20 protein-coding genes are annotated in these 25,440 nt (G+C 70.4%); 10 read left to right on the top strand and 10 right to left on the bottom strand.

All coding sequences use genetic code 11. From position 1 onward, the window contains the following. Both ACQBAU_RS06390 and ACQBAU_RS06385 read left to right on the top strand, forming a co-directional pair. Window positions 1-1,323 (top strand): DUF58 domain-containing protein, encoded by a 1,323-nt coding sequence (locus tag ACQBAU_RS06390; protein WP_465254773.1) that lies wholly within the window; start codon window positions 1-3, stop codon window positions 1,321-1,323. Then, the gene (locus ACQBAU_RS06385) at window positions 1,320-3,587 is read left to right on the top strand and encodes a transglutaminase TgpA family protein (protein ID WP_465254774.1); all 2,268 of its coding nucleotides are present in this window, start codon (window positions 1,320-1,322) and stop codon (window positions 3,585-3,587) included. The genes ACQBAU_RS06390 and ACQBAU_RS06385 overlap by 4 nt, the downstream gene beginning before the upstream one ends. A gap of 147 nt (window positions 3,588-3,734) precedes the next feature. On the opposite strand, the gene ACQBAU_RS06380 is transcribed toward ACQBAU_RS06385, so the two are convergent. From ACQBAU_RS06380 to ACQBAU_RS06365, 4 genes are all read right to left on the bottom strand, one after another. Further along, complete coding sequence (locus ACQBAU_RS06380) at window positions 3,735-4,157, bottom strand: DUF3040 domain-containing protein (RefSeq protein ID WP_434549442.1); 423 nt, start codon at window positions 4,155-4,157, stop codon at window positions 3,735-3,737. Window positions 4,158-4,245: 88 nt separating this feature from the next. Then, the gene (gene dinB, locus ACQBAU_RS06375; protein ID WP_434549441.1) at window positions 4,246-5,430 is read right to left on the bottom strand and encodes a DNA polymerase IV; all 1,185 of its coding nucleotides are present in this window, start codon (window positions 5,428-5,430) and stop codon (window positions 4,246-4,248) included. Window positions 5,431-5,480: 50 nt separating this feature from the next. Further along, entirely contained in the window at window positions 5,481-6,248 is a 768-nt protein-coding gene (locus ACQBAU_RS06370) for a methyltransferase domain-containing protein (protein WP_434549440.1), read from the bottom strand. An 80-nt stretch (window positions 6,249-6,328) separates the two neighbouring features. Then, on the bottom strand, window positions 6,329-10,312 hold the full coding sequence (locus tag ACQBAU_RS06365) for a DNA polymerase III subunit alpha (RefSeq protein WP_465254775.1): 3,984 nt from the start codon (window positions 10,310-10,312) through the stop codon (window positions 6,329-6,331). Between the two features lie 134 nt (window positions 10,313-10,446). Here ACQBAU_RS06365 and ACQBAU_RS06360 point away from each other — a divergent pair, with 134 nt between their 5' ends. Both ACQBAU_RS06360 and ACQBAU_RS06355 read left to right on the top strand, forming a co-directional pair. After that, window positions 10,447-11,169 carry a hypothetical protein gene (locus ACQBAU_RS06360; RefSeq protein ID WP_465254776.1) on the top strand — a complete coding sequence of 241 codons (723 nt, stop codon included), beginning with the start codon at window positions 10,447-10,449 and terminating at the stop codon, window positions 11,167-11,169. Next, window positions 11,166-11,732 carry a P-loop nucleotide/nucleoside kinase family protein gene (locus ACQBAU_RS06355; RefSeq protein WP_465254777.1) on the top strand — a complete coding sequence of 189 codons (567 nt, stop codon included), beginning with the start codon at window positions 11,166-11,168 and terminating at the stop codon, window positions 11,730-11,732. Before ACQBAU_RS06360 ends, ACQBAU_RS06355 begins: the two co-directional genes overlap by 4 nt. Before the next feature lie 15 nt (window positions 11,733-11,747). Here the strand turns inward: ACQBAU_RS06355 and ACQBAU_RS06350 are convergent, their stop codons facing one another. The 4 genes from ACQBAU_RS06350 to ACQBAU_RS06335 form a co-directional block, all read right to left on the bottom strand. Continuing rightward, the gene (locus tag ACQBAU_RS06350; RefSeq protein ID WP_434549437.1) at window positions 11,748-12,182 is read right to left on the bottom strand and encodes an SAV_6107 family HEPN domain-containing protein; all 435 of its coding nucleotides are present in this window, start codon (window positions 12,180-12,182) and stop codon (window positions 11,748-11,750) included. Continuing rightward, window positions 12,182-12,517: a DUF6504 family protein gene (locus ACQBAU_RS06345; RefSeq protein WP_465254778.1), complete on the bottom strand. Its 336-nt coding sequence runs from the start codon at window positions 12,515-12,517 to the stop codon at window positions 12,182-12,184. Before ACQBAU_RS06345 ends, ACQBAU_RS06350 begins: the two co-directional genes overlap by 1 nt. Window positions 12,518-12,826: 309 nt before the next feature. Beyond that, window positions 12,827-13,645, bottom strand: coding sequence for a class I SAM-dependent methyltransferase (locus ACQBAU_RS06340; protein WP_465259468.1), 819 nt, complete (start codon window positions 13,643-13,645; stop codon window positions 12,827-12,829). 42 nt (window positions 13,646-13,687) lie between these two features. Next, entirely contained in the window at window positions 13,688-16,579 is a 2,892-nt protein-coding gene (locus ACQBAU_RS06335; protein WP_465254780.1) for a polysaccharide lyase family 8 super-sandwich domain-containing protein, read from the bottom strand. A gap of 79 nt (window positions 16,580-16,658) precedes the next feature. Here ACQBAU_RS06335 and ACQBAU_RS06330 point away from each other — a divergent pair, with 79 nt between their 5' ends. The 3 genes from ACQBAU_RS06330 (at window position 16,659) to ACQBAU_RS06320 (ending at window position 21,010) form a co-directional block, all read left to right on the top strand. Next, a complete protein-coding gene (locus tag ACQBAU_RS06330; RefSeq protein ID WP_434549433.1) occupies window positions 16,659-17,285 on the top strand; it encodes a DUF4126 domain-containing protein in 627 nt (208 codons plus the stop codon). Beyond that, window positions 17,278-18,657: a phytoene desaturase family protein gene (locus tag ACQBAU_RS06325; RefSeq protein ID WP_434549432.1), complete on the top strand. Its 1,380-nt coding sequence runs from the start codon at window positions 17,278-17,280 to the stop codon at window positions 18,655-18,657. The genes ACQBAU_RS06330 and ACQBAU_RS06325 overlap by 8 nt, the downstream gene beginning before the upstream one ends. 154 nt (window positions 18,658-18,811) lie before the next feature. Further along, window positions 18,812-21,010, top strand: a complete 2,199-nt coding sequence (locus tag ACQBAU_RS06320; protein ID WP_465255370.1) for a HelD family protein — start codon at window positions 18,812-18,814, stop codon at window positions 21,008-21,010. Here the strand turns inward: ACQBAU_RS06320 and metF are convergent. Continuing rightward, the gene (gene metF / locus ACQBAU_RS06315; protein WP_465254781.1) at window positions 20,940-21,839 is read right to left on the bottom strand and encodes a methylenetetrahydrofolate reductase [NAD(P)H]; all 900 of its coding nucleotides are present in this window, start codon (window positions 21,837-21,839) and stop codon (window positions 20,940-20,942) included. The two genes, ACQBAU_RS06320 and metF, sit on opposite strands and share 71 nt — an antisense overlap. Before the next feature lie 37 nt (window positions 21,840-21,876). On the opposite strand from metF, the gene ACQBAU_RS06310 reads away from it, so the two are divergent. Together ACQBAU_RS06310 and ACQBAU_RS06305 are read left to right on the top strand one after the other, a co-directional pair. Continuing rightward, entirely contained in the window at window positions 21,877-22,995 is a 1,119-nt protein-coding gene (locus tag ACQBAU_RS06310; RefSeq protein WP_434549430.1) for a polyprenyl synthetase family protein, read from the top strand. A gap of 52 nt (window positions 22,996-23,047) precedes the next feature. Then, on the top strand, window positions 23,048-24,136 hold the full coding sequence (locus ACQBAU_RS06305; RefSeq protein ID WP_465254782.1) for a hypothetical protein: 1,089 nt from the start codon (window positions 23,048-23,050) through the stop codon (window positions 24,134-24,136). A 9-nt stretch (window positions 24,137-24,145) separates the two neighbouring features. Here ACQBAU_RS06305 and thiE read toward each other — a convergent pair whose 3' ends face one another. Next, window positions 24,146-24,862, bottom strand: a complete 717-nt coding sequence (thiE, locus tag ACQBAU_RS06300; protein ID WP_465254783.1) for a thiamine phosphate synthase — start codon at window positions 24,860-24,862, stop codon at window positions 24,146-24,148. A gap of 303 nt (window positions 24,863-25,165) precedes the next feature. On the opposite strand from thiE, the gene ACQBAU_RS06295 reads away from it, so the two are divergent. Next, window positions 25,166-25,432: a hypothetical protein gene (locus ACQBAU_RS06295; protein WP_465254784.1), complete on the top strand. Its 267-nt coding sequence runs from the start codon at window positions 25,166-25,168 to the stop codon at window positions 25,430-25,432. The last annotated feature ends 8 nt before the right edge of the window (window positions 25,433-25,440 follow it).

The raw sequence follows: 25,440 nt of genomic DNA, 5'->3' as shown, positions 1-25,440 counted from the left end.
ATGCGCCACACCTTCCGGGCCCTCACGCTCCGAGGCCGTACGTTGCTCGTCGTCGGACTGCTCATCACGGTCGTGTGTGCGCTGATCGGCGAGCGAGACATCCTCGCGTTCGGCCTCATCCTGTTCTTCGTGCCGTTGGTCACCGTGGTGGTGCTGAGCCGCTCCCGGCTGCGGCTCACCTGCGACCGTCGGGTCAGCCCGAACGAGGTGGAGCTGGGTTCCCGGATGACCGGCGAGCTCACACTGCTGCACAAGGGCCGGATCCCGGTCGGCGTGGTGCTGCTGGAGGACCAGGTCCCGGTCGAGCTCGGCCCGCGCCCCCGCTTCCTGGTCGACGAGGCGAGCCAGCACTGGGAGCGGACGATCCGCTACCCGCTGACCGGGCAGTTCCGCGGGCAGTTCCACACCGGACCACTGCGCGTACGGCTCAGTGACGCGTTCGGCCTGGCCCACCTCGACCGAGCCTTCCAGGCCACCTCCGAGCTGTTGGTCACCCCGAAGGTGCACGTGCTGGACGCGCTGCCCTCGGCCGGTGGTGGCGGTCAGACCGGTGACGACCGACCGCACCGGATCGGTGTCGTCGGGCAGGACGACGTGTTGGTCCGGGAGTACCACCAGGGCGACGACGTCCGCCGCATCCACTGGCGGTCCACCGCCAAGCGGGGCGAGATGATGGTGCGCCGCGAGGAGCAGGCCTGGGACCCCAGCATGACGATCCTGCTGGACAACCGCAGCAGTGCCCACGCCGGTGACACGCGTCACGGATCGTTCGAGTGGGCGGTGTCGGCGGCGGCCTCGATCGGCGCCCACTTCATCTCCGACGGCTTCACGATCGAGATCTACCACGGGCAGGGGCGGCTCGACCTGGCCCACCTGTCGGCGCAACGGGACACCGTACGCCACGTCATGTTGCGTGGTCTGGCCGAGCTGACCACCCGACCGCAGGCCAGCCTCGCCCACGGCATCGCGGAGATGCAGACCGAGGCGATGGGGCAGGTGGTGATCGCGATCCTCGGCAAGCTCACCCCCGCCGAGGCGTACGCCGTCGCGCGGACCCGGCGCAACCGGGCCCAGGGGGTGGCGTTGCTGCTCGAGGTCGATAGCTTCGCCGGGGCCCGCCGGGCCGAACAGAACGGGCAGAACGGGCAGAACGGGCAGCAGGACCAGCAGGGGCAGAACGGCGTCGGGCCCGACGCCAGCGAACTGGACCAGGTCGAGGCTGTGTTCATCTCCGAGCAGTGGCGCGTGGTCCGCGTGGACGCCGCCCAGTCCGTACCCGAGGTCTGGGACCGGATCGGGCTGTTGCAGGCGGTGCGCGGATGAGGACCACCGACCGGCTGGCGATCGCGACCGGCGTCGCCATGATGTTGGCGACGTTCACGCTGCTGCCGATCACCCAAGACCGCAGTTACCTCGGTTGGTCGTTCCTGCTGATCGTGCTGGTGTGCGGTGTCGGTGCGGTGCTGCGGCGGACGCGGTGGGGTGACCTCGGGGCGACCTCGGCCCAACTGGTCACGGCCGCCGGCTTCCTGCTCGTGTTCTCCCGGCTGGTCCCCCGCCCCGGGGCCGCCGACGGCGACGACGACGTCTTCGTCGGCATCGCCCGGTTGGCGGTGAGCGCCACCGAGCACCTGCAGACGCAGTCGGCGCCGATGGAGTCGCATCCGGGCGTGCTGTGGTTGACGGTGGCCGTCGTCGGTGCGCTGTTGATCATGACCGATCTGTTGGTGTGCACCCTGCAGCGGTACGTGTGGGGGTTCGCCCCGCCGTTGGCGCTGTTCCTGATCCCGGCGCTCAGCCTGCAGGCCGACCTGGTCTTCTTCGGCGCCCTCGCGATCGGGGTCGGCTACCTGGGGATCCTGTTGGCCGAGAACGTCAACCGCGCCGACCGGTGGCGCCGCGGGGTGCTGCCCGACGAGCGACACCCGGACCGCTCGGTGGCCCCGGTGCTGTGGGGATCGGCCGCGCTGGTGGCCATCCCGGCCCTGGTGCTGGCGATGATCGGGTGGCTGGTGATCCCGACCGGTTCGCTGGGGGTGCTGGGTGGCGGCACCGGCCAGGGTGAGGGCGGGCCACTGCAGCTGGGTGACCCGACGCTCGATCTGCGGCGCAACCTGACCCGGCCCGACGACGTCACGATCCTGAGCTACCAGACCAGCGGCGACGACTCCGAGGGCGTCTACCTGCGGATGGCGTCACTGCCACACTTCGACGGGAACGGGTGGCAGAACGCACCGATCAGTGTGCTGCAGGGCCAGCCCGGCGCGATCCCCGGGGTGGCGCGGGAGCAGGGGCCCCGCCGTACGACATCGGTCCAGATCGGCGCGTTCGGCAGTGAGTACCTGCCGTTGCCGTACGCCCCGCGTCAGCTGCAGGTGCCCGGCGAGTGGGGGTACGACCCGCTGTCGTTGGTCTACATCGCCACCGGGGAGGACCGGATGAGCGCGACCCGGGGCCTCAGCTACACGGTGCAGAGTGCCGACATCGTGCCCGACGGTGAGGAGTTGACGCTCGCCCGGACCGGGGTCCCGCAGGACAACGACATCACCGGCACGATCCCGCAGGACCTGCCCGACGAGGTGGTCCAGCTCGCCTTCGAGGTGACCGAGGGCCGGCAGACCCCGGCCCTGCAGGCCGCGGCCATCCAGTCGTACCTGCGCAGTGGTGAGTTCGAGTACTCGACCGAACCGGCACCGGGGACGGGCTACGAGGCACTGACACGGTTCCTGTTCCAGGACAAGCGGGGGTATTGCGAGCAGTTCGCGGCGGCGATGGCGATCATGGCCCGCGCCGTGGGCATCCCGTCACGGGTGGCGATCGGCTTCCTCCCCGGGGAGCGGAACGGCGACACCTGGGAGGTGTCGACCCACGACATGCACTCGTGGCCGGAGCTGTACTTCGACGACATCGGGTGGGTGCGCTGGGAGCCGACCCCGGGCAACAACGCGACCCCGCCGGCGTGGACGGTGGCCCGCCAGGGCGGCGTCGGTGAGTCGACCGCCCCCAGTGCGAGCTCGACGACCGAGGAGACCACCGCCACGAACCTGCCCTCGGAGAGCGTCGAGGTGCCGACCGAGGAGGCCCCCACCGAGGCGCCGATCGAGGAGGGCACCGAGTCGCAGGACTGGGTGGTCGCCATCGCCGTCATCGGGGTCGTGCTGCTGCTGTTGGCGCTGGCCGCGACCCCCGCGGTGGTCCGGGCCCGGCGGCGCCGACACCGACTCTCGGGTGCGGGGCCCCCGGCCGCACAGGTGGAGGACGCCTGGCACGAGATCCGCGACACCGTGCTGGACCATCGAGGCAGTTGGCCCAGTGGGTCACCGCGCGCCATCGGCAGCCAGGTCGGCAAGGGGCTGGGGGCCGAGGAGACCGAGTCGTTGGGTTCGCTCGCCCTGATGGTGGAGCGGTCGCGCTACTCCCGCGGTCAGCTCTCCGCCGAGGAGGGCAGCGCGGCCCAGGGCATCGCCCGGCAGGTCGTCGACGCCATGGCCCGGCCGACCAGTGTCGGCCAGCGGATCCGCAACACCCTGCTGCCGCGATCGTTGTGGCGGCGGCCCGGTGGTCAGATCGGCCGACGCGGCCTGTGACCGACGTGCGCGGTCCGTGACCGCGCCGGTGGGCACCCGGGTGGTGTCGGCCGTACGACGAACGCCCCGGCTCCATCTGGAACCGGGGCGTCGTGTGCAGTACGTGTCCTGTGCAGTACGTGTCGCGTGCAGTAGGTGGGTGGTGGCTCAGATGTCCTCGTCGCGGCGGCGACGCCACCGCTCCTCCATCCGATCCATGAAGCCCTGGCCGAACTCGGGGCGGTCACCGGCCGCCTCGGGCTTGGTGGCAGGAGCAGGACGCGGCTTGGTCGGGGCGCCCTTGGTGGTCGCGATGGACTCGGTCGGCCGCGGTTGCCAGGAGTAGATGCCGATCACGGCGGAGGCGACCATCACCACGAAGCCGAGCACACTGAGGCCGGGCCAGCTGAGCATGCCGCCGATCAACAGGCCCAGCCCGGCGACGAAGCCGAGACCTGCCAACGCCGCACGACGCGGATGGAGCTGTCGCGCACTCGGACCACTGAACGTCTTGACCAGTTTGGGGTCCTCAGCAGCCAGCGCGGCCTCCATCTGGGCCAGCAGCCGCTGTTCGGACTCTGACAGGGCCACGGTCACCTCCCACGGCTGGTCACCCGACGCGTTACGCCGGTGATGATTCGTGTCCCAAGTGTATGCGTAGCGGGCGCACAACGGAACCTCAGGGCGGCGGATCGTCATACCCGGGCCGACGGCGGGCCAAGGTGGCGCGTTGCACGGCCTGCGGTCCGAACTTCGCGACCGCGGCGTCGATGGCCTGTTCGGCCTCCCGCCACCCGTGCTCCGGCTCGTCCAGCTGGGGCTGCCGGTGGGCCTCGGCGAGCGGGACGAGACCCTCCACCCGTACGCCCACCAACCGGATCCGGGCCCGCTGGAGCCCCAGCTTCTCGTACAGCGCGACCGCCTGCTGGTGGATCTCCGCGCCGATGTCGGTCGGCGAGGACATCGTCCCCGACCGGGTGATCGTGGTGAAGTCGGCGAACCGGACGGTCAGCACGACGGTCCGGGCCATGAACTCCGCCTTCCGCAGCCGGGCGGCGGTCTTCTCGGCCATCCGCAGCAGTTCGCGACGGATCTCGGCCGGATCGTCGGTGTCGCGGCCGAAGGTCTCCGACGACCCGATGCTGCGTTCCGGTTCGTGCGGCACCACCGGGCGGGGGTCGCGGCCCCAGGCCAGGTCGTTCAGCAGTCGGCCCTGGTGTTGCCCAAAGGCGCGGGTCAGCGTGTCGAGCGGGGTGTAGGCCAGGTCGGCGACGGTCCGCAGCCCGAACCGGTTCAGCTTCTCGGCGGTGGCCTCCCCCACGCCCCACATCCGTTCGACGGGGAGCGGGTGGAGGAAGGCCAGCGCCTTGTCGGGTGGCACCTCCATCAGCCCGTCGGGCTTGCACGCCTGCGAGGCCAGCTTGGCGATGAACTTGGTGGGGCCGATGCCGACCGAGCAGGTCACCTGCTGTTCGTCGAAGACCTGCGCCCGGATCATCTCGCCGATGTCGGACGGACGGCCGAGCCGTTTCAGCGAGCCGGTGATGTCGAGGAACGCCTCGTCGACCGAGGCGGGCTCGACGACGTGGCTGTAGGTGTCGAGGATCGCGAACACCGACTTCGAGACCGCGGCGTAGCCGTCGTGCCGCGGTGGCAGCACGACCGCGGTCGGTGACAGCCGGCGGGCGCGGGTCATCGGCATCCCCGACCGGACGCCGTGGGCGCGGGCCTCGTACGTGGCCGAGAGCACCACGCCGCGGGTGTGGCCGCCGACGATCATCGGCTTGCCGCGCAGGTCGGGCCGGTCGCGCAGTTCCACCATCGCGAAGAACGCGTCCATGTCGACGTGCATGATCACCGCCACGGGACCCGCCTCACCGCCATGCCCCCTTCAACGACATGGCGACACCCCGGTCACCGGCGGAACCGTGCGGTGACGTGCAGTTGGGGGGCCAACGCACGGAAGGCTGCGTCGGTGCTGATCTCGCGGTCGAGGGCGTACAGCTGCTCGCGGGCGGCGGTGGACTCGGTGACCGTTTCGGGGATCACGTCGGCGAGCGCCCCGATGCCGTGCTGGGCGGTGACCTCGAAGCCGGCCTGGGTGAGCAGCCGGCTGACCCGCTCGGGATCGAACCGTCGTTCGTCGGTGAGGGCGTCGCGGGCTGCCTGGAACTGTCCGTTCAGGGCGTGCGCCAGGACGGCGGAGCGGCGCCCGGGGACCAGCAGGCTGAGCATCCCGCCGGGTCGCAGGCAGGTCGCCATCGCCCGCAGCGCGTCGACGGGCTGGTCGACCATCTCGAGCACGCGGTGGCAGACCATCACGTCGACCGCCTCACTGCCCACCACGTCGACGACGTCGGCGGCATCCCCCAGCCGGGCGGTGATCCGATCGGCCACGCCGGCGTCGGCGGCGCGTCGCTGCAGCGAGGCCAGCGCATCCGGGCTCGGGTCGACCACGACGACCGAGTGGCCTTGCCCGGCGAGCCGGGTCGCGATGCCGCCGGTGCCGCCGCCCAGGTCGGCGATGTCGACCGGGTCGGTACCGGTCTCCTGCTGCCAGGCCGCCAACTCGTCGGCGAGGATGTCGGCCAACAGTGACTGCGACAACGCGCCCTTGCGGTGACCGACCGGTCGGGGTGTGGACCCGGTGGTACGGGATCCGGTGCTGGCGGGCTGACCCATGCGACTCTCCTCGACCGAGTACATCTCGTGCCACTGCTGTGGCGATACGGCACTTCGGAGCCTACCCACGTCGGTGTGCCTCATCGTCCCGAACTCCCCTGACTGGTGTGCCACAGCTTCATCGGCGGCGTCCCGGCCGGGTCACCGGCGGGCTTGATGTCGGAGTACGGCGACTGCCGGAACCCGCTGGCGTGGACCAGGGTGCGACGACCGGCCGGCTTCGTGCCGGCCGCCTCGGCAGCACCCGGTGGCGGGGCCGCGAGCACTGCCCGTACGGCAGCGGTCGCGGCCTGTCGGTCGCCGGTGAGCTCGACCTCCTCGCGCCAGCGGGTGTGGAGGTCCTGCAGGTCCCAGGCGCCGGTGGCGCGGACCGACACCCCGCGCGGGCCGGTCCGGCGCAGTTCGCCGCGCACCACCAGCAGCCAGGCGGAGAAGACCGTTGCCGCGTACGGACCCTGGACGTCCTCGAAGAAGGTGGCGTCGGCCGGTCCGGTGGTGTCGTCGACGGTGAGGAAGACGACCCGGCGGCCGCTGCGGATCGGTGGGGTCTGGGTCGCCACCTTCACCCCGGCGATCAACACCTCCGACCGGCTCCGCGCCTGCAACAGGTCGACCGAGAAGGTGACGCCGAGGTCGGCCAGCATCGGCTTGTAGAAGTCGACGACGTGCCGGCTGGCGTCCAGCCCGAGGATGGACAGTTCGGCGCGGACCCGTTCGGCGTCGGTCATCTCGGGCAGCCCGGACACCCGCATCCGGTGGGGCAACCGGGTCGGTTCGAGGTGGGAGTGATCGGGTTCGGACGGTTCGGGCTCGGCCTCGATCACGTCGTCGGGGACGTCGTCGGGGTCGTGGAAGTCGAAGGAGAGTTGGACTTCCTGCGGTACGGCGGGGGCGGTGGCCCGGGACTGGCGCCGGGCGAGGTCACGCGGATCACGACCCGACGCGGCGGTGTGCCGCTCGTCGGCCCGCCACACCTGTGCCGGCCGGTCGGCCGCCTCGGTGGCCCGCTGCTCGATCTCGTCGCGCTGCTGGCGACGGTTGCGTCGCAGTCCGCGGCTGCGGGACCGGGCCCGGGCGTCGGCACGGGCATCGGCGTCGAGGTCGGCCACCAACAGCAACAGGTCACGCCGGGTCACCCGATGCCGGGAGGCGAGCACCGGGGCCCGGCCGATGCCGTACAACCGGTCGAAGGCGCCGGCGAGCACCAGCCGCTCGCAGATCGGCACCGACACCTGGGCCCGCGACCAGAAGTCGGGCAGCGAGTCGTACGGTCGCCCGGCGATGATCCGGGCGACCTCGGTGCCGGAGATCCCCTTCACATCGGTCAGCGACAGTCGGATCCCCCAGCCGCGGCCGTCGGGCAGCCCGTCCCCGGGGGCCAACCGTTTGGGGCGGGGTGATCGGGGTTCGTCGTCGGCCGGTTCCTGGTCGGTCGTCGTGGGCTGCTCCGTCGGCCATGGGGCCTCGGGGAACTCGTCGTCACCGGCGTCGGTGTCGACCCGTTCGACGGTGTAGCCGCCCGCGGAGGCGTTGACGTCGAGGCCGAGGACGACCACACCCATCCGGCGGGCCTCCTCGATGATCAACCGCTTCGGGTACATGCCGGGGTCGTGGGTCAGCACCCCGGCCAGGAAGTGGGCGGGATGGTGCGCCTTCAACCACGCCGACTGGTAGGTGGGCAGCGCGAACGCGGCGGCGTGGGCCTTGCAGAAACCGAAGGAGGCAAAGGCTTCCAGCACCTCCCACACCTTGCCGATCACCGACTCGGGGTAGCCACGTTCGCGGGTGGTCGCGCTGAACCAGGTCCGTACCTCGAGCTGGGACTCGCGGTCCCCCAGGCTGCGGCGGGCCTCGTCCGCCTCGGCCAGGGTGCAGCCGGTCATGGTCGCGATGATCTTGATCACCTGTTCGTGGAAGACCACCACCCCACCGGTGTCGGCCAGGTGCTCGACCAGGTCGGGGTGGAGGTGGTTGACCGACCGGAATCCCTGCCTGGCTTCGAGGAAGGGGGTGACCATGTCACTCTTCACCGGGCCGGGCCGGAACAGCGAGATGTCGATCACGATGTCGGTGAAGTCGGCCGGACCGAACTTGCCGACCAGTTCCCGTTGGCCGGGGGACTCGATCTGGAAGCAGCCGAGCGTGGCGGCGTTGCCGATCATGGTGTAGGTGTCGGGGTCGTCCATCGGGACGGCGTCGAGGTCGATCCGGGTCCGTTCGGTCCGTTCGATCTCGTCGAGGGCGTGGGCCATCGACGACTGCATCCGGATGCCCAGCACGTCGAGCTTGAGCAGGCCGAGGTCCTCCACGTCGTCCTTGTCGAACTGGCTCATCGGGTAGCCGTCGTGGCTCGCCTCGACCGGGGTCCGGTCGAGCAGGGTGGTGTCGCTGAGCAGGATCCCGCACGGGTGCAGGGCGACGTGGCGTGGCAGCCCGTCCAGGCTCTCCACCAGCTCGAACAACAGGTCGAGTCGGCGTTCGGCGAGGCCGGCGTTGCGCAGCTCCGGCAGGTCACGCAGTGCTGAGCGGGCGTCGCGGGCGCGGATGTGCGGGAACGCCTTGGCGATCGCGTCGATCTCCCCCGGTGGCAGGCTCAGTGCGGCACCGACGTCGCGGACGGCGTGGCGGACCCGGTAGGTCTCGAGCATCGCGACGCAGGCGACCCGCTCACCGCCGAAGGTCTCGAGGATCTTGTCGTACACCTCGAGTCGGCGGGCCGACTCCACGTCGAGGTCGATGTCGGGCAGCGCGATCCGCAACGGGGACAGGAAGCGTTCCATCACCAGGCCGTGCCGCATCGGGTCGATGCCGGAGATCCGCAGCAGGTGGTTGACCAGGCTGCCGGCGCCGGATCCTCGTGCTGCACAACGGATCCCGAGGTCACGGACCAGGTCGACGACGTCGGCGACGGTGAGGAAGTAGGAGGCGAACCCGAGCTGGCCGATCACCGCCAGCTCCTCCTCCAGCCGTTGCCGGGTGGCGTCGTCGGGATGGCCGTACCGCATCGCCAGTCCGGCCTCGCACCGCATCGCCAGCACCCGCTGGGCGGCGTCCTCGCCGCGGATCGGCACCCCGGCCGTGTTGAGCACCGACAACTCGGGCAGGTGGATCTCGCCGATCCCGAGGTCGGCTCGTGGGTCGAGCTGACAACGGATGGCGACCGACCGGGTGACGGTGATCAACTTCTCGCCGTCATCGGGACGGCCGGCGAACCGGGACACCTCACGGGCGGCCTCGAGCATCTCCTTGCCGCTGGTCAGGTAGCCCTCGGCGTTGCGCCGGTCGATGTGGCGCCGGTCGAGGGCGACCAGTCGTCGGGCACTGTCGAGCACGTCGACCGTCGGGGCCTGGTGCCGGTCGACCATCCGGACGTCGTTGGTGAGGACGACCGGGATCCCTGCCCCGTCGGCGATCCGGGTCATCCGGCCGGCCAACCGAGCCGATCCGGGACCGTCCCCGCCGACCCGGTGGTGGCAGACCCCGACGACCAGCTGGCCGGCCGGGACGACGGCCCGCCACCGGTCCAGCAGCCGATGGGCCAGCTCGGGCCGGTCAGCGGCCACCGCGGCCGCGAACTCGGAGTCCTGACCGAGCATGATCACCAGCCGACCGTCGGCGGCATGCTCGGCGACTCCGATCGGATCGGTGACCGGATTGCTGCGCTCCCCGTCGAGGTGAGCAGCCGAGACGAGTCGACACAGCCGACCCCAGCCGCCACCGGGCCTGGCCAGTACGACGACCCGCGGCAGCCGCGGATCCCGGGTCGCCCCACCCCTGACCGGCGTCCGACCCCGACGACCCTCGAGCCCATTACGCCCCTCGAGCCCGTCGAGGGGACCCATCGGGACGTGCGCCAGGTCGACCCCCAGCACCGGTGCGATCCCGGCCTTGGTGCACGCCTTGGCGAACCGCACCGCACCGTAGAGCCCGTCCCGATCGGTGAGGGCGAGGATGTCCATCTCGTGCTCGGCCGCCCGGGCGACCAGATCAGCCGGGTGGGAGGCGCCGTACTGCAGCGAGTAGCCCGAGGCGACCCGCAGGTGCACGTACGGATCTGACGGCACGGCTTCCTCCCCAGAGAGTCCCTCAATATAGAACAGGTGTTCCCTAGTAGAACCTCTCGCCAGCCGTTCCGTCAAGCCGAAGTCAGCCTCGTGAGTCAGGCCACCTCAGACTGTCAGCAGGCTAGATTGGCCGGGTGGACAAGGTGGACAACCCGGTCTTCGACGACCTCTTCGACGCCGGAGCTCCGAAGGTGCTCGACGGCAGCCACTCCCGCGATGAGCCTCCGGTCGACGGCGGCCGATGGCCGGTGTCGGTCGTCGCGTTTCCACCCGAAGCCGTACGAGAGCAGTTTGGCTCGTGGACACAGGCCACGGTGGAACGCGCCGGGAGAGGACACTTCCACACGGGTGGACCCGACACGGCACACCTGACAGTGCGGGCGCTGGAGCGTTACCGCGAGACCGCCGCTGCGACCGATCCGGTGGCAGCAGTCTGGCGCACGGCGATGGAGCGGGCGGCCGCCGACACCGAGCCGATTCGGCTGCTCTTCACGGGACTCACCCTGACCCGATCCGGCGTCCTGGCTCAACTGGAACCGGTCGACCACGCCGCATGGGAGCTGATGGCGCGACTGCGGCGCGAGCTCGGGTCGGAGGCTTGGTTGGAGGACGGCTGGATGAAGCGCAACATCTGGTATGCATCGCTGTTGCACTTCGCCGACCGGGTCGCCGACCCGGAAGGCCTGGTCGACTGGGTACGGGCGAACCGTCGCATCGAGCCAGTGGAGTTCATGATCAGCTCGTTGTCCCTGGTTCGTTTTCGGCACCGACAGCTCGATGGTGAGCAGGCAATGGTTCCCGAGACGTGGTGCACTGCGTCGCTTCAGTCCCCGAGCACGGAAGAGGAGATCGGGTGAACGAACTCGCCTCGACTCAACATGGCCAAGAAGGACCCGACACGAGTGTGCTGTTGGTACTCGCAGGTCGTCCCTACAGCGGGAAGTCCAGTGTCGCCACACACCTGGAGCGATCCGGTTTCACCGTCATCGAGCTTGACACCATCAATCAGGAACGTGGTTTCGCGATAGAGCATGGCGTCCCGATGACAGAGTGGCCCGAGACGGTTCGCATCGCTCAGGCACGCATCCGTCGGTGTTTCACCGAAGGGCGAGGTCGCGTCGCCCTTTCCTGGGTCAATCCGACGAAACGAGACCGGGCCCTGTGGGTCGCGTTCGGCGCGTCCTGTGGCGTGCCTGTGCGAACAGCATGGATGGACTGCCCACTCAGCGTCACCGAAGAGCGCAGGTTGCTCACCGGATCGGGACGGCATGCACTGTCCGCCGAGGTCATTGATCGCGTCGAGCGCAGACTGGAGACACCAGGGGCGGACGAGGACGTGATGACATTCGACGCCGCCTCGCTCTCCTCCGCCAAGATTGCCTCCAAGTTGGCAACCTTGGTGGACAGTCCGCGACACTGATGATCGGTGCACACCTCAACCGCTGCGTCCGTAGCGATTCTCCACCAGGGCAAGGAATGCCCCTGCATCGCGGAGCAGGTCGTCAGCCTCCCGGGTGGTGACCACGTTCAGTTCCGGGTGGGCGGTGATCAGTTCCCGTCGGGGTGCGGTGACGGCGAAGAAGGTGGCCCACTCGGCGTACTCGGGGGCGACCCGTTCCAGCAGCTGCCAGACGTCGGTCGGGCCGGAGCGGGCAGCGGTCGAGCCGGTGGCCCGTACGGCCAGCACGACCGCGGCCACCCGCAGGGCCGTCAGGTGGGCTGCGACGTACCGCTCGGCCGGAGTCGTGGCGAGCTCGGCCGCCACGAGCGCGGCGCGGGCCCGTTGCAGGTCGACGCGGACCCCCATCGGGACACCGGACCGGCGGGCCCACGGTGGGGTCGGCCGGGAGCCGGGATCGGTGGCGGCCATCAGTCGAGCACCCTGCGGAGTCGCCAGCTGCCACGATCGGCCGGGGATCCGGCGACCACCTGGGCCAGCTCGTAGACCCCCACGTCACTCTGGCGACCACGCGCCGCTTCGACCCGCCAGATCGTCTCCTCCGCCAGCAGGTCGTGGCCGTCCACACCGGCCCCCTGCTCATCGCCACGCATGGCTCGGGCGTGGGGGCCGTCCCACCAGGTCCCGGTCTCGGTCCAGCTGGCCTGCACCCGCAGCACCCGCCACAGCCGGTCGCGCCACAGGAACTGCGCCGGGTCGCCGTCGGCGCCGCCGCGTACGTCGATGGGTTCGTCACACAGCCGCATGATCTGGTCGCCACTCCCCGTCTGGTCGAGTCGCCCGGGGTGGTGCCGGGCTGGTTGTCCGTCGTTCGTTTCCTCGACCCGAGGTGGGAGAGACCCCGGCGGCGGAGGGGGTCGAGGTCCTCCGCCGCCGGGGCCGGCCCGGGCGTCTGGTGCCGTGTCGCGCACACATGGCAGACGCTGCGTCCACCCGTTCCGCCGTCGGGTCTTCCCCAAGCACCGACATATAGAACAGATGTTCGATGTGATGACTGTACACCGACGACCGGGCACCCCGTCAAGGGCTCGCCAGCACCAGCTGGAACCGCTAGCTCAGATGGCGAGGCGGACGACCTGGCCCGCCCGCCGACCGAAGCCCACGGCGCCGAGCACCCCCAGCCCGAGTTGGTGCTGCAGCGACAGCCGGCCGGGCGCGTACTGCCGGAGCAGGTCGACGTTGGCCCGGGTCTGTTGCACCGTGGCCCCGGTCCGCTCCAGCGTCCGCGGGTCGTTGACGAACCAGCGCCACCGGGCCCGGGACTGCCGTACGTTGCGGTTGGTCACCTGCCCCAGCCGGCCGGCCGAGCCGTTCACGTCCATGATCAACTCACCGTCGAACCGTTCGACCAGTCGGGCCACCAACGCCAGTCCCTTCTTGGGTGGCAGGTACATCGACAAGCCCTCGGCGACGACGAGGGTCGGCCGTCCGGTCGGGATCGGGTCGAGCCAGGTCAGGTCGGTCACGTCGGCACCGATCAGCGTGACCGACGGCGGCGCCGGGATGATCTTGCGTCGCAACGCGATCACGTCGGGATGGTCCACCTCGAACCAGCTGACCCCCGGTCCGGGTCGGAGCCGGTCACGGCGGGTGTCCACCCCCGACCCGAGGTGCAGCACGACCGCGTCCGGGTGCTGATGAAGGAAAGGTCGTGCCCAGTCATCGATCTGTCGACAGCGGGCCACGCTCACCAAGGCCTGTCGAGGGTCGTGCCCCGCATCATCGGTGAACGGATGCCCGATCCGCTCGGCGATCTCGACCGCCGCCGTGTCATCGAGCACCGGCCGGGGCGAGCGGGCATCACGTACCCGGTGGCCCAGGGTGCCGAGCATGGTCTGCTGGGCACCGGTCAGCTTGATCGCCTCGGTCATCATTCCTCCTCCGGACAAGCATGCCTGTCGACAGCTCGAGGGACGTCAGCTCCGCAGGAGTTGGACCTCCACCGGGACACCGCCACGGTCGGCGACGTCGACCTCGAGCACGGTGGCCCGACCGGAGCGCGACATCGAGACGCCCTCGCCGTCGACGCGGGCGTAGACGCCGCCTTGCAGTTGCACCGTCACCGTGGCCGCCTGCTGGGTCGGGTCGCTCACCGACACCCACGCATTCTCCCGGTCACGGCGGAACATCACGCAGGCCGGCTTGTCGGCGGTGATCGGCCCGACCGTGCCCGGTTGCCAGAAGTTGGCCGCCGTCAGGTCACCGACGACGACGCCTTGGGCGGTCGCGGTGTTCGCCAGCACCTTGACGCCCGGCTCGTCGGCCCGGGCCCGGGTCGTCGCCTCGTCGGCCTGCGGCAGCACCAGGTAGGCGTAGCCGGCCTCACCGCCGGCCGGGTGCTGCACCTCGATGGTGGCGTAGCTGCGTTCGTGCACGGTCTCGCTGCCGCTGCCGTGGATGCGCGACCACGAGCCCGACCGGGTGGCGACGGAAGCGTTGATCTGCCCCGGCTCGAGGAAGACGTACCCCGCGGTCCCGTCGAGGTGGGCCCACGTCGGGTCGGTCACCGTGACCGGCGCCGACACCTCGTCACCGTCTAGCAGGAGGCGACCACCGTCGGTGCCGAGGTTGCGGTGCTCCACCACCGACTTGGTCCGACCCGTCGGCTGCGGCACCGCCACCGTCAGTACCGGAGCGGCATTGGTCTCGCGGCTGCGCACCTCGACCGACAGTCCGGCGTTCACCCCGTCGGGCAGGTCCTGCACCAGGGCCAGTACGATCCGCTCCCCCGCCGAAACCTTGTCCCGCAATGAATCGGAGAGGTCCAGCGTCCGTTGTGCGAACGGCCCGGACACCTCCACCCGGCCCAGGCGTTCACCGATGGCCGGCTTCGTCCGCCAGGTGACCGTCGCTTCGTCGAAGTCCTCGGCCAGGTACACGTCGAGCCATGACTCGGTGCCGTTCGAGTCGGCCACGCGGGCTGCGATGTCGAGGGTGATGGTCGCGTCGTCGGTGGCCGTCGGCGCCGGGTCGAAGGCGAGGAAGGTCTGCCGGTGGTAGTCGGAGCCGGCCGAGGCGATGCCCTTGATCAACAGCGTCGCGGCGGTGCCGAAGTTTGTGTCGGCGTGCTTGCCGTCGTTGACGTGGGCGTCGTGCGCCGCGACGACCGTGGTCCGGTCCACGTCGGGAGCGGTGGTGATGTCGGAGCCGAGGCAGATGATCACGTCCTCGCCGGCGAGCCAGGTCTTGCGTGCGTGCAGACCGGTCGAGCCGGGTCCGATCAGGTGTTGCCCGGCCAGCGACCACTCGGCCAGCGTGGCCCCACCGGTCCACTCGTTGTCGGGCAGGCCCGAGCCCCACTGCCCCTCCACCCGCGGCGGCAACGGCACCGTGTCGACGGTGGTCCCCGGTGGTGCGGTGAGGTCACTGGTGGGCCAGAACTGGTCGTCGAAGTGCTCCCCCTGGTCGTCCAGGTAGAGGTACGTCATCCCGGAACTGGTCTGGTAGCCCAGGTCGTTCTCGCCGTTGCCACACTCGTACCACGAGATCCGGTTGGAACACATCGCCACCGTCAGCGCCCACCGGTTGTCGGCGCCGCGGTGCACCAGCCGGTCCATCCCCGGGAACAGGCGTGGCCCACCCGCATCGGGCCGCGGCTCGATGTCGGACGACAACAGGTCGTGCACCATCGCGGTCCGCACCACCGAAGCGCCGTCGAGGATGTCGTGCACCCCCTCGGTACGAGGTGCCTCGATCCACTGCCGGCACAGCCCGCGCCAGCGGTCGCCGAGCTCGTCGTCCACCGCTCCGGTCAGCCGCAGGATGGCCTCGATCGCCGCGTCACCGTCGACATGGCTCGGTGAGCCCTCGCGCGAGATCGCCCGCCCACGTACGGCATCCATCATCTGGCCCCGCCAGATCACCGGCGCGTACGAGGCCTCGACGGACTCGTCGAGGATCACCCGGGTGGGGTCGTTGATGTCGTGGCCGGTGCCGGCCACCAACGCGAACAGCTTCGACAACCCGCCGAGCAGCACCACGCCGTACGTGCCGGTGTAGCCGATCGTCGAGTGCTGGACGAACGAGCCGTCGCGGAAGAAGCCGTCGCCGGTCGTGACGTACTGCCAGGTGTCGGACAGTCCGGCCACCGCGTGCTGCAATCGAGGGACGTCGGCCCCGACGATGGAGCGGATGATCACCGCCTGGCACAGGTCGACGCGGTTGGCGCCGGTCGACACGACCCGCTCCCGCGGCGGCATGAACTGCAGGTACGGGTCGGGCACGAAGTGGTCGATGGCGGCACAGTAGGCCGCCAGGTCGGCCGCGTCGATGTGTTCGTACATGATCGCCATCGCGTCGGCCAGGGCGCGCGACGCCCCGATCTCCCAGGACCACCAGTTGCCGAACTCGGGCTGGCCCTCGTGGTAGACGAGCCGGTTGGCGTCCCGGAGCCCGGCGGTCACCACGCCCACCAGGTCGTCGTCCTGATGGTGTGCCGAGCCGGGGGTCGCCCATGCCGTGGCGATCTTGGTGAGCCGGCCGTGGGTGCCGTCGACGCCGCCGGAGGTGTCGAGGGGCCGATCAAGGAAGATCCGGTCGCGATCGGGCGAGGTGTCGAGCTGGGCCAGGAAGTCTTCCACCTCCTGATCAAGCTCGGCCAAGGGTGCGGCGAACACCTCGGAGCCGGGATCGACCATGGTGCGCCCGGTGATCAGGTCGACCCAGCGTTGCCGCATCGCCTCGAGCTCGGCATCGGTCAGCGGTGGCGCCGCGGCCGCCCAGTCGGCCCACAGTCCGTTCATCGCTGCTGCCAGCCCGACCACTCCCGTGCCGGCCAACACCGTCCGCCTCGAAATCCCATTGCTCACGACAACTCCTTCGTCAGTCGTCCAGCCAGTCGGTCCCCGAGTCACAGGCAGGCTACTGGGCGCAGGTTAGGCTCCCTCCATGGAGGTGCTCCCGCTCGCTTTCACCAGTGGTTGGGCCAGTGGCATCAACGCGTACGCCACGACGCTGATCCTCGGGCTGCTGGGTCGGTTCGCCGGCTTCAGCCAGATCCCGGAGGGACTGCAGCGCACCGACGTCCTGATCGTGATGGCCGTCCTCACCGTGCTCGAGGTGGTCGCCGACAAGATTCCTTACCTGGATTCGATCTGGGACACCGTCTCCACCATCATCCGGCCCGTCATCGGTGCCGTGATCGGTGCCCTGCTGGCCGGGGCGAACGGCGACCTGTGGACGATCACGCTGGCCGCCGTCGGCGGTGTCACCGCCCTGCTCAGCCACCTGACCAAGGCCGGCCTGCGGTTGGCGATCAACACCTCCCCCGAACCGGCCACCAACATCGGCGCCTCGGTGTTCGGTGACGTCTCGGTCGTCGGCGCCACCGTCGGTGTCGTCCTGTTCCCGATCCCGGTGGCGATCATCACCGCCGTCGTGCTCGTGATCGGCCTGGTGGTCCTGGTCAGGAGCGCGGGCCGGGTCCGCAAGGGGTGGCGCGGCTTCCGCGACTGGCAGCGACGCCGGCGAGCCGGCAGCACATCGGCCGAGGGTCGGGACGAGACCGATGGCTGAGCCCGACCAGGTCTTCGACGCCATCGTCGTCGGCGGCTCCTTGGCGGGCCTCGCGGCGGCGGTCCGGCTGGCCAAGAACCGGCACCGGGTGCTGCTGCTGGAGGCCGCCGACCGATTGGGTGGTCGCCTGGCCCCGTACCGGCTCACCCCTGGCCCGTCCGGCAAGGACGCCGACGGCCCCGGCTCGGACGTCGAGGTCGACGACTGGCCGGGCATGATCACCTTCCCGGCGCCCTGGCGTGACCTGTTCCGCAAGAGCGGCCGCACCTTCGACGACGAACTGGCCCGTGCCGACCAGGCCCTGGTGCCCGCGCCGGCCCCCCGCCACGAGTTCGCCGACGGCGGCCAACTGGTGATGCCGGCCGACCGTGGACTGCAGTACACGGTGCTGTCGCAGGCGTACGGCACCGCGATCGCCGACCGTTGGCGTGACCTGGTCGACCACCTCGACCAGGTGTGGCAGGTGCTGCGACCGCTCGGTGGTGAAGCCGAACTCGTCGACGCCGACCAACTGCGCGCCAAGAAGGCGGTCCTGCAGCCGGGCCGTACCGTCGCCGACCTGGCCAAGGCGATCGACCACCCGCATCTGGCGGCCATGATCAACCTGACCGCCTGGCAGCTGGGGTCGGACCCGCGACGCACCCCCGGTTGGTGTGCGGTCTCGCTGTCGACCGAGCGACGGTTCGGCCGCTGGATGATGACCACCGGAGGCCGTCCCGACCGGACCTCCACCCTGCTGGACCGGCTGGTCGACCGGGTCGGCCAGCGACGGATCCGGGTCGAGCTCGACACCACGGTCACCTCGATCGACGCCCTCGGCCCCGACCCAGCCGACCCCGGTGACCGCCACCGGGTCACCACCACCGCCGGGACGTTCCTGGGCCGTACGGTCATCCTCGCCACCCAGCCGTGGGAGGGCCTGCCACTACTGGGGCGGGCGGCCGCCGTCGAACGGCGAGCCCTCGGCCGGACCCGGCCGGCACTCGCCCCGCTGACCAGTCACGAGGTCAACTCCACAGCCGACGCCGCAGCCGCGGCCGACGTGACCCCCGACGCCGAGTCCGAACCGACCGAGACCATCCGGCACACCGACCGGGGCCCGGTGATCAGCTGGACCCGACCGTTGGCCGACGGCCGGATCGTCACCAGCACCCACGACTGGACCCGGGCCCGGCCCGACCCCGGAGCCGGTGTCGCCTGGCGCGGCGCCCGCACCGCACTGCGCCGACCACCGATCCGCAGCACCGCAGCGGGAGTGTTCCTGGCCGGACCGCACTCGCGTGGCGGGGCCGACCTCCCGCACACCGTGTTGAGCGGTGCCCTGGCCTCGTACGCGGCGCACGACCTGCTGGCCGACCAGCCCGTCGGGTAGGGCGGGCGGCGACCCGGGAGGCCGAGTAGACTGGGGCGTCTGTTTCGCGATCACTCGGTGGAGGGGAAGCCCATTGACCAGCGCCACGGCAGGTCGACCGGATTCGAATGGCACTGCGACGGACTCGACGACGGACGATCAGGTCTCCCGCGAGATCGCTCTTGAGCAGGAACACGTCGACCGGGTCTACCGGAGACTGGGCGAACTCACCCGAGCAGCCCAACACGTGGCCAGCGACGGCCGCTCGCTGTACCAGTCCGACCGGGTGAACTACGTCCGTGAGGAGGACGGCACCGGCCTGTTCGAACGTGACGCGTTCTCCTACCAGGCCGCCAAGCGGTTGGCCACCCTCGACGCCGAGCACGACGGGCTGGTGTTCGGTCGCCTCGACCAGCGGGACGGCGACGTCCGCTACATCGGCCGCCTCGGGGTCCGCGACGAGGAGTACGAGCCGCTGGTGATCGACTGGCGGGCGCGGGCCGCGGAGCCGTTCTACCGGGCCACGCCGGCCGATCCGATGGACGTCGTCCGGCGACGGGTGCTGCGCTGCCGTGGCGAACAGGTGATCGGCATCGAGGACGACCTGCTGGACGGGGAGAGCGCCGACGACGACCTGGTGGTGGTCGGCGAGGGTGCCCTGCTGGCCGCGCTGTCGCGCAGTCGCGGACCGCGGATGCGCGACATCGTCGCCACCATCCAGGCCGAGCAGGACGAGGCGATCCGGGCCCCGTACCAGGGGTTCACCCTGATCACCGGCGGCCCCGGCACCGGCAAGACCGTCGTCGGCCTGCACCGGGCGGCGTACCTGCTCTACTCACACCGGCGTCGCTTCGAACAGGGCGGTGTGCTCGTCGTCGGCCCGAGCTCGGTGTTCATGAACTACATCGAACGGGTGCTGCCGTCGCTGGGCGAGACGTCGGTGACGTTGCGCGCCATCGGCCAGGTCCCCGGCGACGTCGTACGACTCGGTCGGGAACGGCTGGACGCCCCGGCCGCCTCGACGGTCAAGGGTGGCCTGCGGATGGTGCGGGTGTTGCGTCGTCTGGTCCGTGACCCGCAGGTGGCCGGTGTCGTGCAGGACCTGCGCGTGATGGTGAAGGGTGAGCCGCTCACCGCCACGGCCACCGACCTGGACCGGATCCGGTCCGAGGTGTGGCGTCACCACACCCACAACGCCGGCCGGGAGGTCGCGCTGTCCCGGGTGCTCGACCTGCTCCGCGGCCGCTACGAGGTGAGCACCGCGGACCAGGCGACCGAGGAGGAGGACGACGAGCTGACCGCCGACGCGTTCACCGACGCCGTGACCTCGACGGCGCAGTGGCGGATGTTCGTCAACGCCTGGTGGCCAACCCTGTCGGCCCCCGACGTGCTGGGCCACCTGGCCGACCCCGGTGTGGTCGGACGGTCGGCCGACGGCCTGCTCTCCCCCGACGAACAGTCCGCCCTGTCGGCGAGCTACGCCGAGCCGGGCTGGAGTGCCGCCGATGCGGCGCTGCTGGACGAACTGGTGGCGATCCTCGGTCCGTTGCCGGCCCCCGAGGACGAGTCGGACGTGTCGCTGTTCCTCGACGAGGGGTCGAACGTGTCGGAGGTCGTCACGATCGCCGACCAGTTGACCCGTGAGGTCGAGGTCGATCCGTTCGCCGAGCCGCACGACACGTTCGCCCACGTGCTGGTCGACGAGGCACAGGACATCACGCCCATGCAGTGGCGGATGCTGCGCCGTCGTGGGGCGCAGGCGAGTTGGACCATCGTCGGTGACCCGGCGCAGAGCTCGTGGCCCGACGCCGAGGAGAGCGACCGGGCGGTCGCCGACCTGATCGGCACCGCCCCGCAGCGCCGGTTCCGGATGAGCACCAACTACCGCAGTCCGGCCGAGGTGTACGACCTCGCCGGCAAGGTGATCATGGGCGCGTACGAGCGGGCCGACGTACCCCGCGCGGTCCGTTCCACCGGTCACGACCCGGAGCTGCGCACGGTCTCCAAGGGCTCCGACCTCGCCGCCGCCGTCCGGGCCGCCGTGCTCGACCTGGGTGATCAGGTCGAGGGCAGTGTCGGGGTGGTCGTCCCGCTGGCAGCACTCACCGCGGTCAGTGATCAACTCGCCGAGGATCCTGCGCTGGCAGCGATGCGTGACCGCACGGTGGTCGTCACCGCCCAGCAGTCGAAGGGTCTGGAGTACGACGGCGTGCTGGTCGTCAGCCCGGACGAGGTGATCGCCGAGTCACCCGGCGGGGTGCGCCTGCTGTACGTCGCGCTGACCCGCGCGACGCAGCGGTTGATCACACTCGATCGCGAGCCGGGCGCAGCTTGGCGTAGATCTCTCGCGTCGCCGACGAACGGTTCTGCGTGAAGAAGTGCAGCCCTGGCACACCGACGTCGAGCAGTTGCTGAGCCATCTCGGTGGCGATCGCGATGCCCTCGGCGCGGACCGCGTCGGGGGCCACCGCGGTCAGCCGGTCGACCACCGCTGCCGGCACCTGCTGCCCTGACAGTTCGGTCATCCGCCGGATCTGGCGCAGCGAGGCGATCGGCATGATGCCGGGGATGATCGGCAGCTCACAGCCCCGATCGCGGACCCGCTCGACCAGGGCGAGATAGGCCGACACGTCGAAGAACAGCTGGGTGATCGCGTAGTCGGCCCCGGCGGCCGCCTTCGCCAGCAACACCTCGGCGTCAAGATCAGGATCACAACGTTCGGGATGGATGTCGGGGAACGCGGCCACCCCGACGCAGAAGTCGCCGAGCCCCTTGATCAACTCCACCAGTTCGGTCGCGTTGCGCAGTCCGTCGGGGTGCGGCTGCCACGGCACGGTCGGCCCACCCGGCATGTCGCCCCGGATGGCGAGGACGTTGTTGACCCCGGCGGCGGCATAGCTCCCGATCACGTGGCGGAGCTGGTCGACCGACTGGCTGGCACAGGTCAGGTGGGCCACGGTCTTGAGCGTAGTGGTCGCGGCGATCTCCTCGGTGACCCGGATCGTGCGCTCCCGAGTGGACCCGCTGGCCCCGTAGGTGACCGACACGAAGTCGGGACCCAACTGCTCGAGTCGCCGGACGGTGTGCCACAGCACCCGCTCGTCCTCGGCGTCGCGGGGCGGGAAGAACTCGAACGAGAACAGCGGACGATCGGCTGCGGCGAGCATGTCGGCAACCGTGGCCGATCGAGGTGGGCTGTCCATGGCCACCCAGTATGAGGCGGTGGGCTAGATTCACCGGGTGCGCTCCACTGACTGGGACCCCTCCCAACCGCTCGCGAAGGCGTTCCGCGACGACATCGCCGACCGGATCACCGGATTCCTCGACGGTCAGCAGACGGTGGTCACCGACATCGCCGACGAGTTGGCCCCGGTGGTCGAGCTGGCCCGCGCGTTCACCGCGGGCGGCAAGCGGATCCGGCCCGCCTTCGCGGTGTGGGGGTACGTCGCGGCCGCCGACCGGCCGGCACCGGAGGCCGTACGAACCGCAGCCGCGAGCCTCGACCTGCTGCACGTGAGCGCCCTGGTCCACGACGACGTGATGGACGACTCGGACCTGCGTCGCGGCATCCCCGCCGCCCACCACCAGTTCGCCACCCGCCACCACGACCACGCCGGGGTCGGGGACGCCGACGCGTTCGGCCGGGCCGGGGCCATCCTGCTGGGCGACATGTTGGTGATGTGGTCGGTGGAGATGTTGGAGACCGCCGGGTTGGACGCCGCCGAACTGGCGCGGGCACGGCCGCTGCTGGCCGCGATGCGGACCGAGGTGACCGCCGGCCAGTTCCTCGACGTGATGGCGCAGGCCCAACTCCGGACCCGCGGCCCCGAGGACGGCGACACCCTGCAGGCCGCGCTCACCGAGGCGTCGCGGGTGGTGGAGTACAAGACCGCCCGCTACACCGTGCAACGCCCGGTCCAGTTCGGTGCCGCGCTGGGCGGCGGCAGTCCGGAGCTGCTCGAGGCACTGGCCCGCTTCGGCTCGGCGATCGGGCGGGCGTTCCAGTACCGCGACGACCTGTTGGGGGTGTTCGGTACCGAGGTGGTGACCGGCAAACCGGCGGGCGGCGACCTCCGCGAGGGCAAGCGCACCGTGCTGCTCGCGCAGACCGCCGCGGGCACCGACGACGCCGGACGGCAACTGCTCGCCGAGTTGGTGGGCCGGGACCGGATGACCGACGCCGACCTCGACCGGCTCCGTCAGGTGATCACCGACTCCGGGGCGGCCGACCGGGTCGAGGCCATGATCGACAGGTTGTACGACGAGGCGCTCTCCCACCTGGCCGACGCCCCGGCCGGTGAGGCGGGCCGTACGGCCCTGTCGGCGTTGGCGACCGCGGCAGTTCGCCGCGACACCTGAGGGGCCGATCGCGATGTGCGCCTGACCCCGGTCGTGGCCTAGGATTCCGCCGGTGAGCACGCAGCAGCCCGGGGCCCAGCAACCCCCCAGTGACGTGAATGCCGCCAACCCCGAGAACCCGATGGACGTGTTCCGTCGGTTGCCCATCGCCTCCGTGGTCGTCTTCGGCCTGGTCGCGGTGGCCGGCATCGTGATGTTCGTGATCAACCTCGGCCGGGAGGTCGTGGCGAAGTGTGGCAGCGACGTCATGACTGCCGGCGACATGTGCACCATCCGGGGCCGCCGTAGTGGCACCAGCACCTGGACCTACCCCGAGCGCCTCAACTACGCCGAGTGGACCAAGACGTCGCTCATCGTGGCCGGCATCGTGCTGTTCGTCCTGGCCGCGGTCATGATCGCGCTGCTGATCCACCGCTGGCGGCGCGACATCGCCGTGGCCGAGACCCTGAACGGCGAGCAGGCCCCGCTGACCTCGTACGTCAAGGCCACCGGGCTCGGCTCCGGCTTCCTCGGGCTGGTCGGGTGTGGTCTCGCCACGGTCGGCACGGCGGTGGCGGTCCAGGGCTTCGGTTCGAAGGCACCGGCCTTCAACGTCGGCATCGGGGTGGTCATGATCGTCGCGGGCCTCGCGTCGCTGTACATGGGCCGCCCCAAGGGCTGCACCCTGGTGTGGGCGTACCCGTCGGTCGTGCGCATCGTCACCCGGAGCACGATCCACGACGTGCAGTGGCAGGACATGCACTACATCTCCTCGCTGGGCAACGAGCCCGCGGTCTTGCTGTCGTGGGTCGGCGGCAAGGATCTCGGAATCGAGGACAAGGAGTTCTTCGCGACCATGCGACGCCACATCAACGGCGCGATCCAGCCCGGGGTGCAGCAGAAGCTGGCCGAAGGCGCCGAGGTCGACTTCCGCGCAATCAGGATCACCGGGGACCAGCTCAACCTTTCCGGCAAGAAGGTGGCCCCCGCCGATGTCGCCGGCATCCGGATGACGCAGGACAAGGACAAGAAGGTGTCCTTCGAGTTCCGCAACCACCAGGGCAAGGCCGTCGCGAGCATCCCGGCACTCGAGGTCGTCAACATGGACGTCGCGCTCGAGGTGCTGGCCAAGCGCTACAACATCGGATTCCTGCAGGGCTGACGGTCAGCCCTACTGGACGGCCCGGATCGAGTAGGCCTCCATCGCGGGGTCGTCCCGCCATGCCTGCCGGAGCCGATCCTTCAACCGGCGGGCGGCCGCTTCCGGGTCGGGGGCGTCGCAGATCGCCCTGACCACGACGACCCGGCGGGCCCCGGCCTCGATGACCTGGTCGATGGTGTCGTCGGCGATGCCGCCGATGGCGAACCACGGCTTGGCGCCGGGGTCGCTGGGGGGCGCCGCCGCCGCAGCGGCGCGGACGAGGTCCAGGCCGGCCGGGGTGTAGTCGGGCTTGGTCGGGGTCTGCCAGACCGGGCCGACGCAGAAGTAGTCGACGTCGCGGTCGGCGATCGCGGCCTTCAGCTGCTTGGGGTCGTGGGTCGACATGCCGATCTTGGCCCACTCGTGCAGGGACTTGCGAGCGCGCTTGGGCTTCTCGTCGTCCTGGCCGAGGTGGAGCACGTCGGCCCGGAACTCCCCCGCCACCGCGGGTGAGTCATTCACCACGACCAGGCCTTGGTACGGCATCGCGATCCGGCGCGCGAGCGCGAGCACGTCCAACTCGGCCGCCTTGTCCATCCCCTTCTGGCGGATCTGGACCAGGTCGACGCCGCCCTGCAACACGGCTTCGAGGAAGTCGGGCAGGTCGCCCTGCTCCTGGCGTGCATCGGTGCACAGGTAGAGGCGGGCGAGCTTCAGTCGGGCATCGATTCCCATCAAGGCGGTCACGGGGCAAATCTACGCCACGGTGGCTGCGGAGCTCGCGAAGCAGGGTCGTCACCGGATGCGTCCGGGATGCGCGTCCGGACGCGAGCACGCCCCGGCTCCGTCGTGGGGCCGGGGCGTCGCGCAGTCACTTCTTCTTGTTCTTCTTGCCCTTCTTGTCCTTCTTGTCCTTCTTCTTCGCCATGGTGCCCTCCTCCCAGCGTCAACGTGTCATTGACCAGAGAGTCAATCATACGTTGACGATCGCGTCAACATGTGGTTGACGACGTGTGTCGGGCACGGCCGTCGGTGCGGTACGCTTTGGCCGTGGCCAAACAGGTTCGACCCGACAACGCCGATCACGCCGAACTGGCGTCGGCGCTCGCGGAGGTGCAGCAGGCCACCGAGACGTTGGCGGCCCTCGATGCGGCCCGGCAGCTGCGCGAACTCGTCGAACGGACCGAACGGGAGCTGGTGCGGACGGCCCGCGACGAGGGTGTCTCGTGGACCCGGCTCGGGGAGTTGTACGGCCTCACCAAGCAGGGCGCCCAGCAACGGTTCCGGGCCAAGACGCCCAGCACCCCGAAGACCTGACGACCTAG

The sequence above is a fragment of the Carbonicoccus niuqiaonis genome (genome assembly GCF_050157065.1).
In the GTDB taxonomy this organism is placed as follows: domain Bacteria; phylum Actinomycetota; class Actinomycetes; order Propionibacteriales; family Propionibacteriaceae; genus Avipropionibacterium.
The sequence above is the reverse complement of the archived record's forward strand: the minus strand, read 5'-3'. Positions and strand labels throughout refer to the sequence as shown.

Coding starts and splice junctions, on each gene's coding strand:
- ACQBAU_RS06390 (WP_465254773.1), top strand. CDS start 1: ATGCGCCACACCTTCCGGGCCCTCACGCTCCGAGGCCGTACGTTGCTC.
- ACQBAU_RS06385 (WP_465254774.1), top strand. CDS start 1,320: ATGAGGACCACCGACCGGCTGGCGATCGCGACCGGCGTCGCCATGATG.
- ACQBAU_RS06370 (WP_434549440.1), bottom strand. CDS start 6,248: ATGGGTCAGCCCGCCAGCACCGGATCCCGTACCACCGGGTCCACACCC.
- ACQBAU_RS06350 (WP_434549437.1), bottom strand. CDS start 12,182: ATGGCCGCCACCGATCCCGGCTCCCGGCCGACCCCACCGTGGGCCCGC.
- ACQBAU_RS06345 (WP_465254778.1), bottom strand. CDS start 12,517: ATGCGGCTGTGTGACGAACCCATCGACGTACGCGGCGGCGCCGACGGC.
- ACQBAU_RS06340 (WP_465259468.1), bottom strand. CDS start 13,645: ATGATGACCGAGGCGATCAAGCTGACCGGTGCCCAGCAGACCATGCTC.
- ACQBAU_RS06330 (WP_434549433.1), top strand. CDS start 16,659: ATGGAGGTGCTCCCGCTCGCTTTCACCAGTGGTTGGGCCAGTGGCATC.
- ACQBAU_RS06325 (WP_434549432.1), top strand. CDS start 17,278: ATGGCTGAGCCCGACCAGGTCTTCGACGCCATCGTCGTCGGCGGCTCC.
- metF (WP_465254781.1), bottom strand. CDS start 21,839: ATGGACAGCCCACCTCGATCGGCCACGGTTGCCGACATGCTCGCCGCA.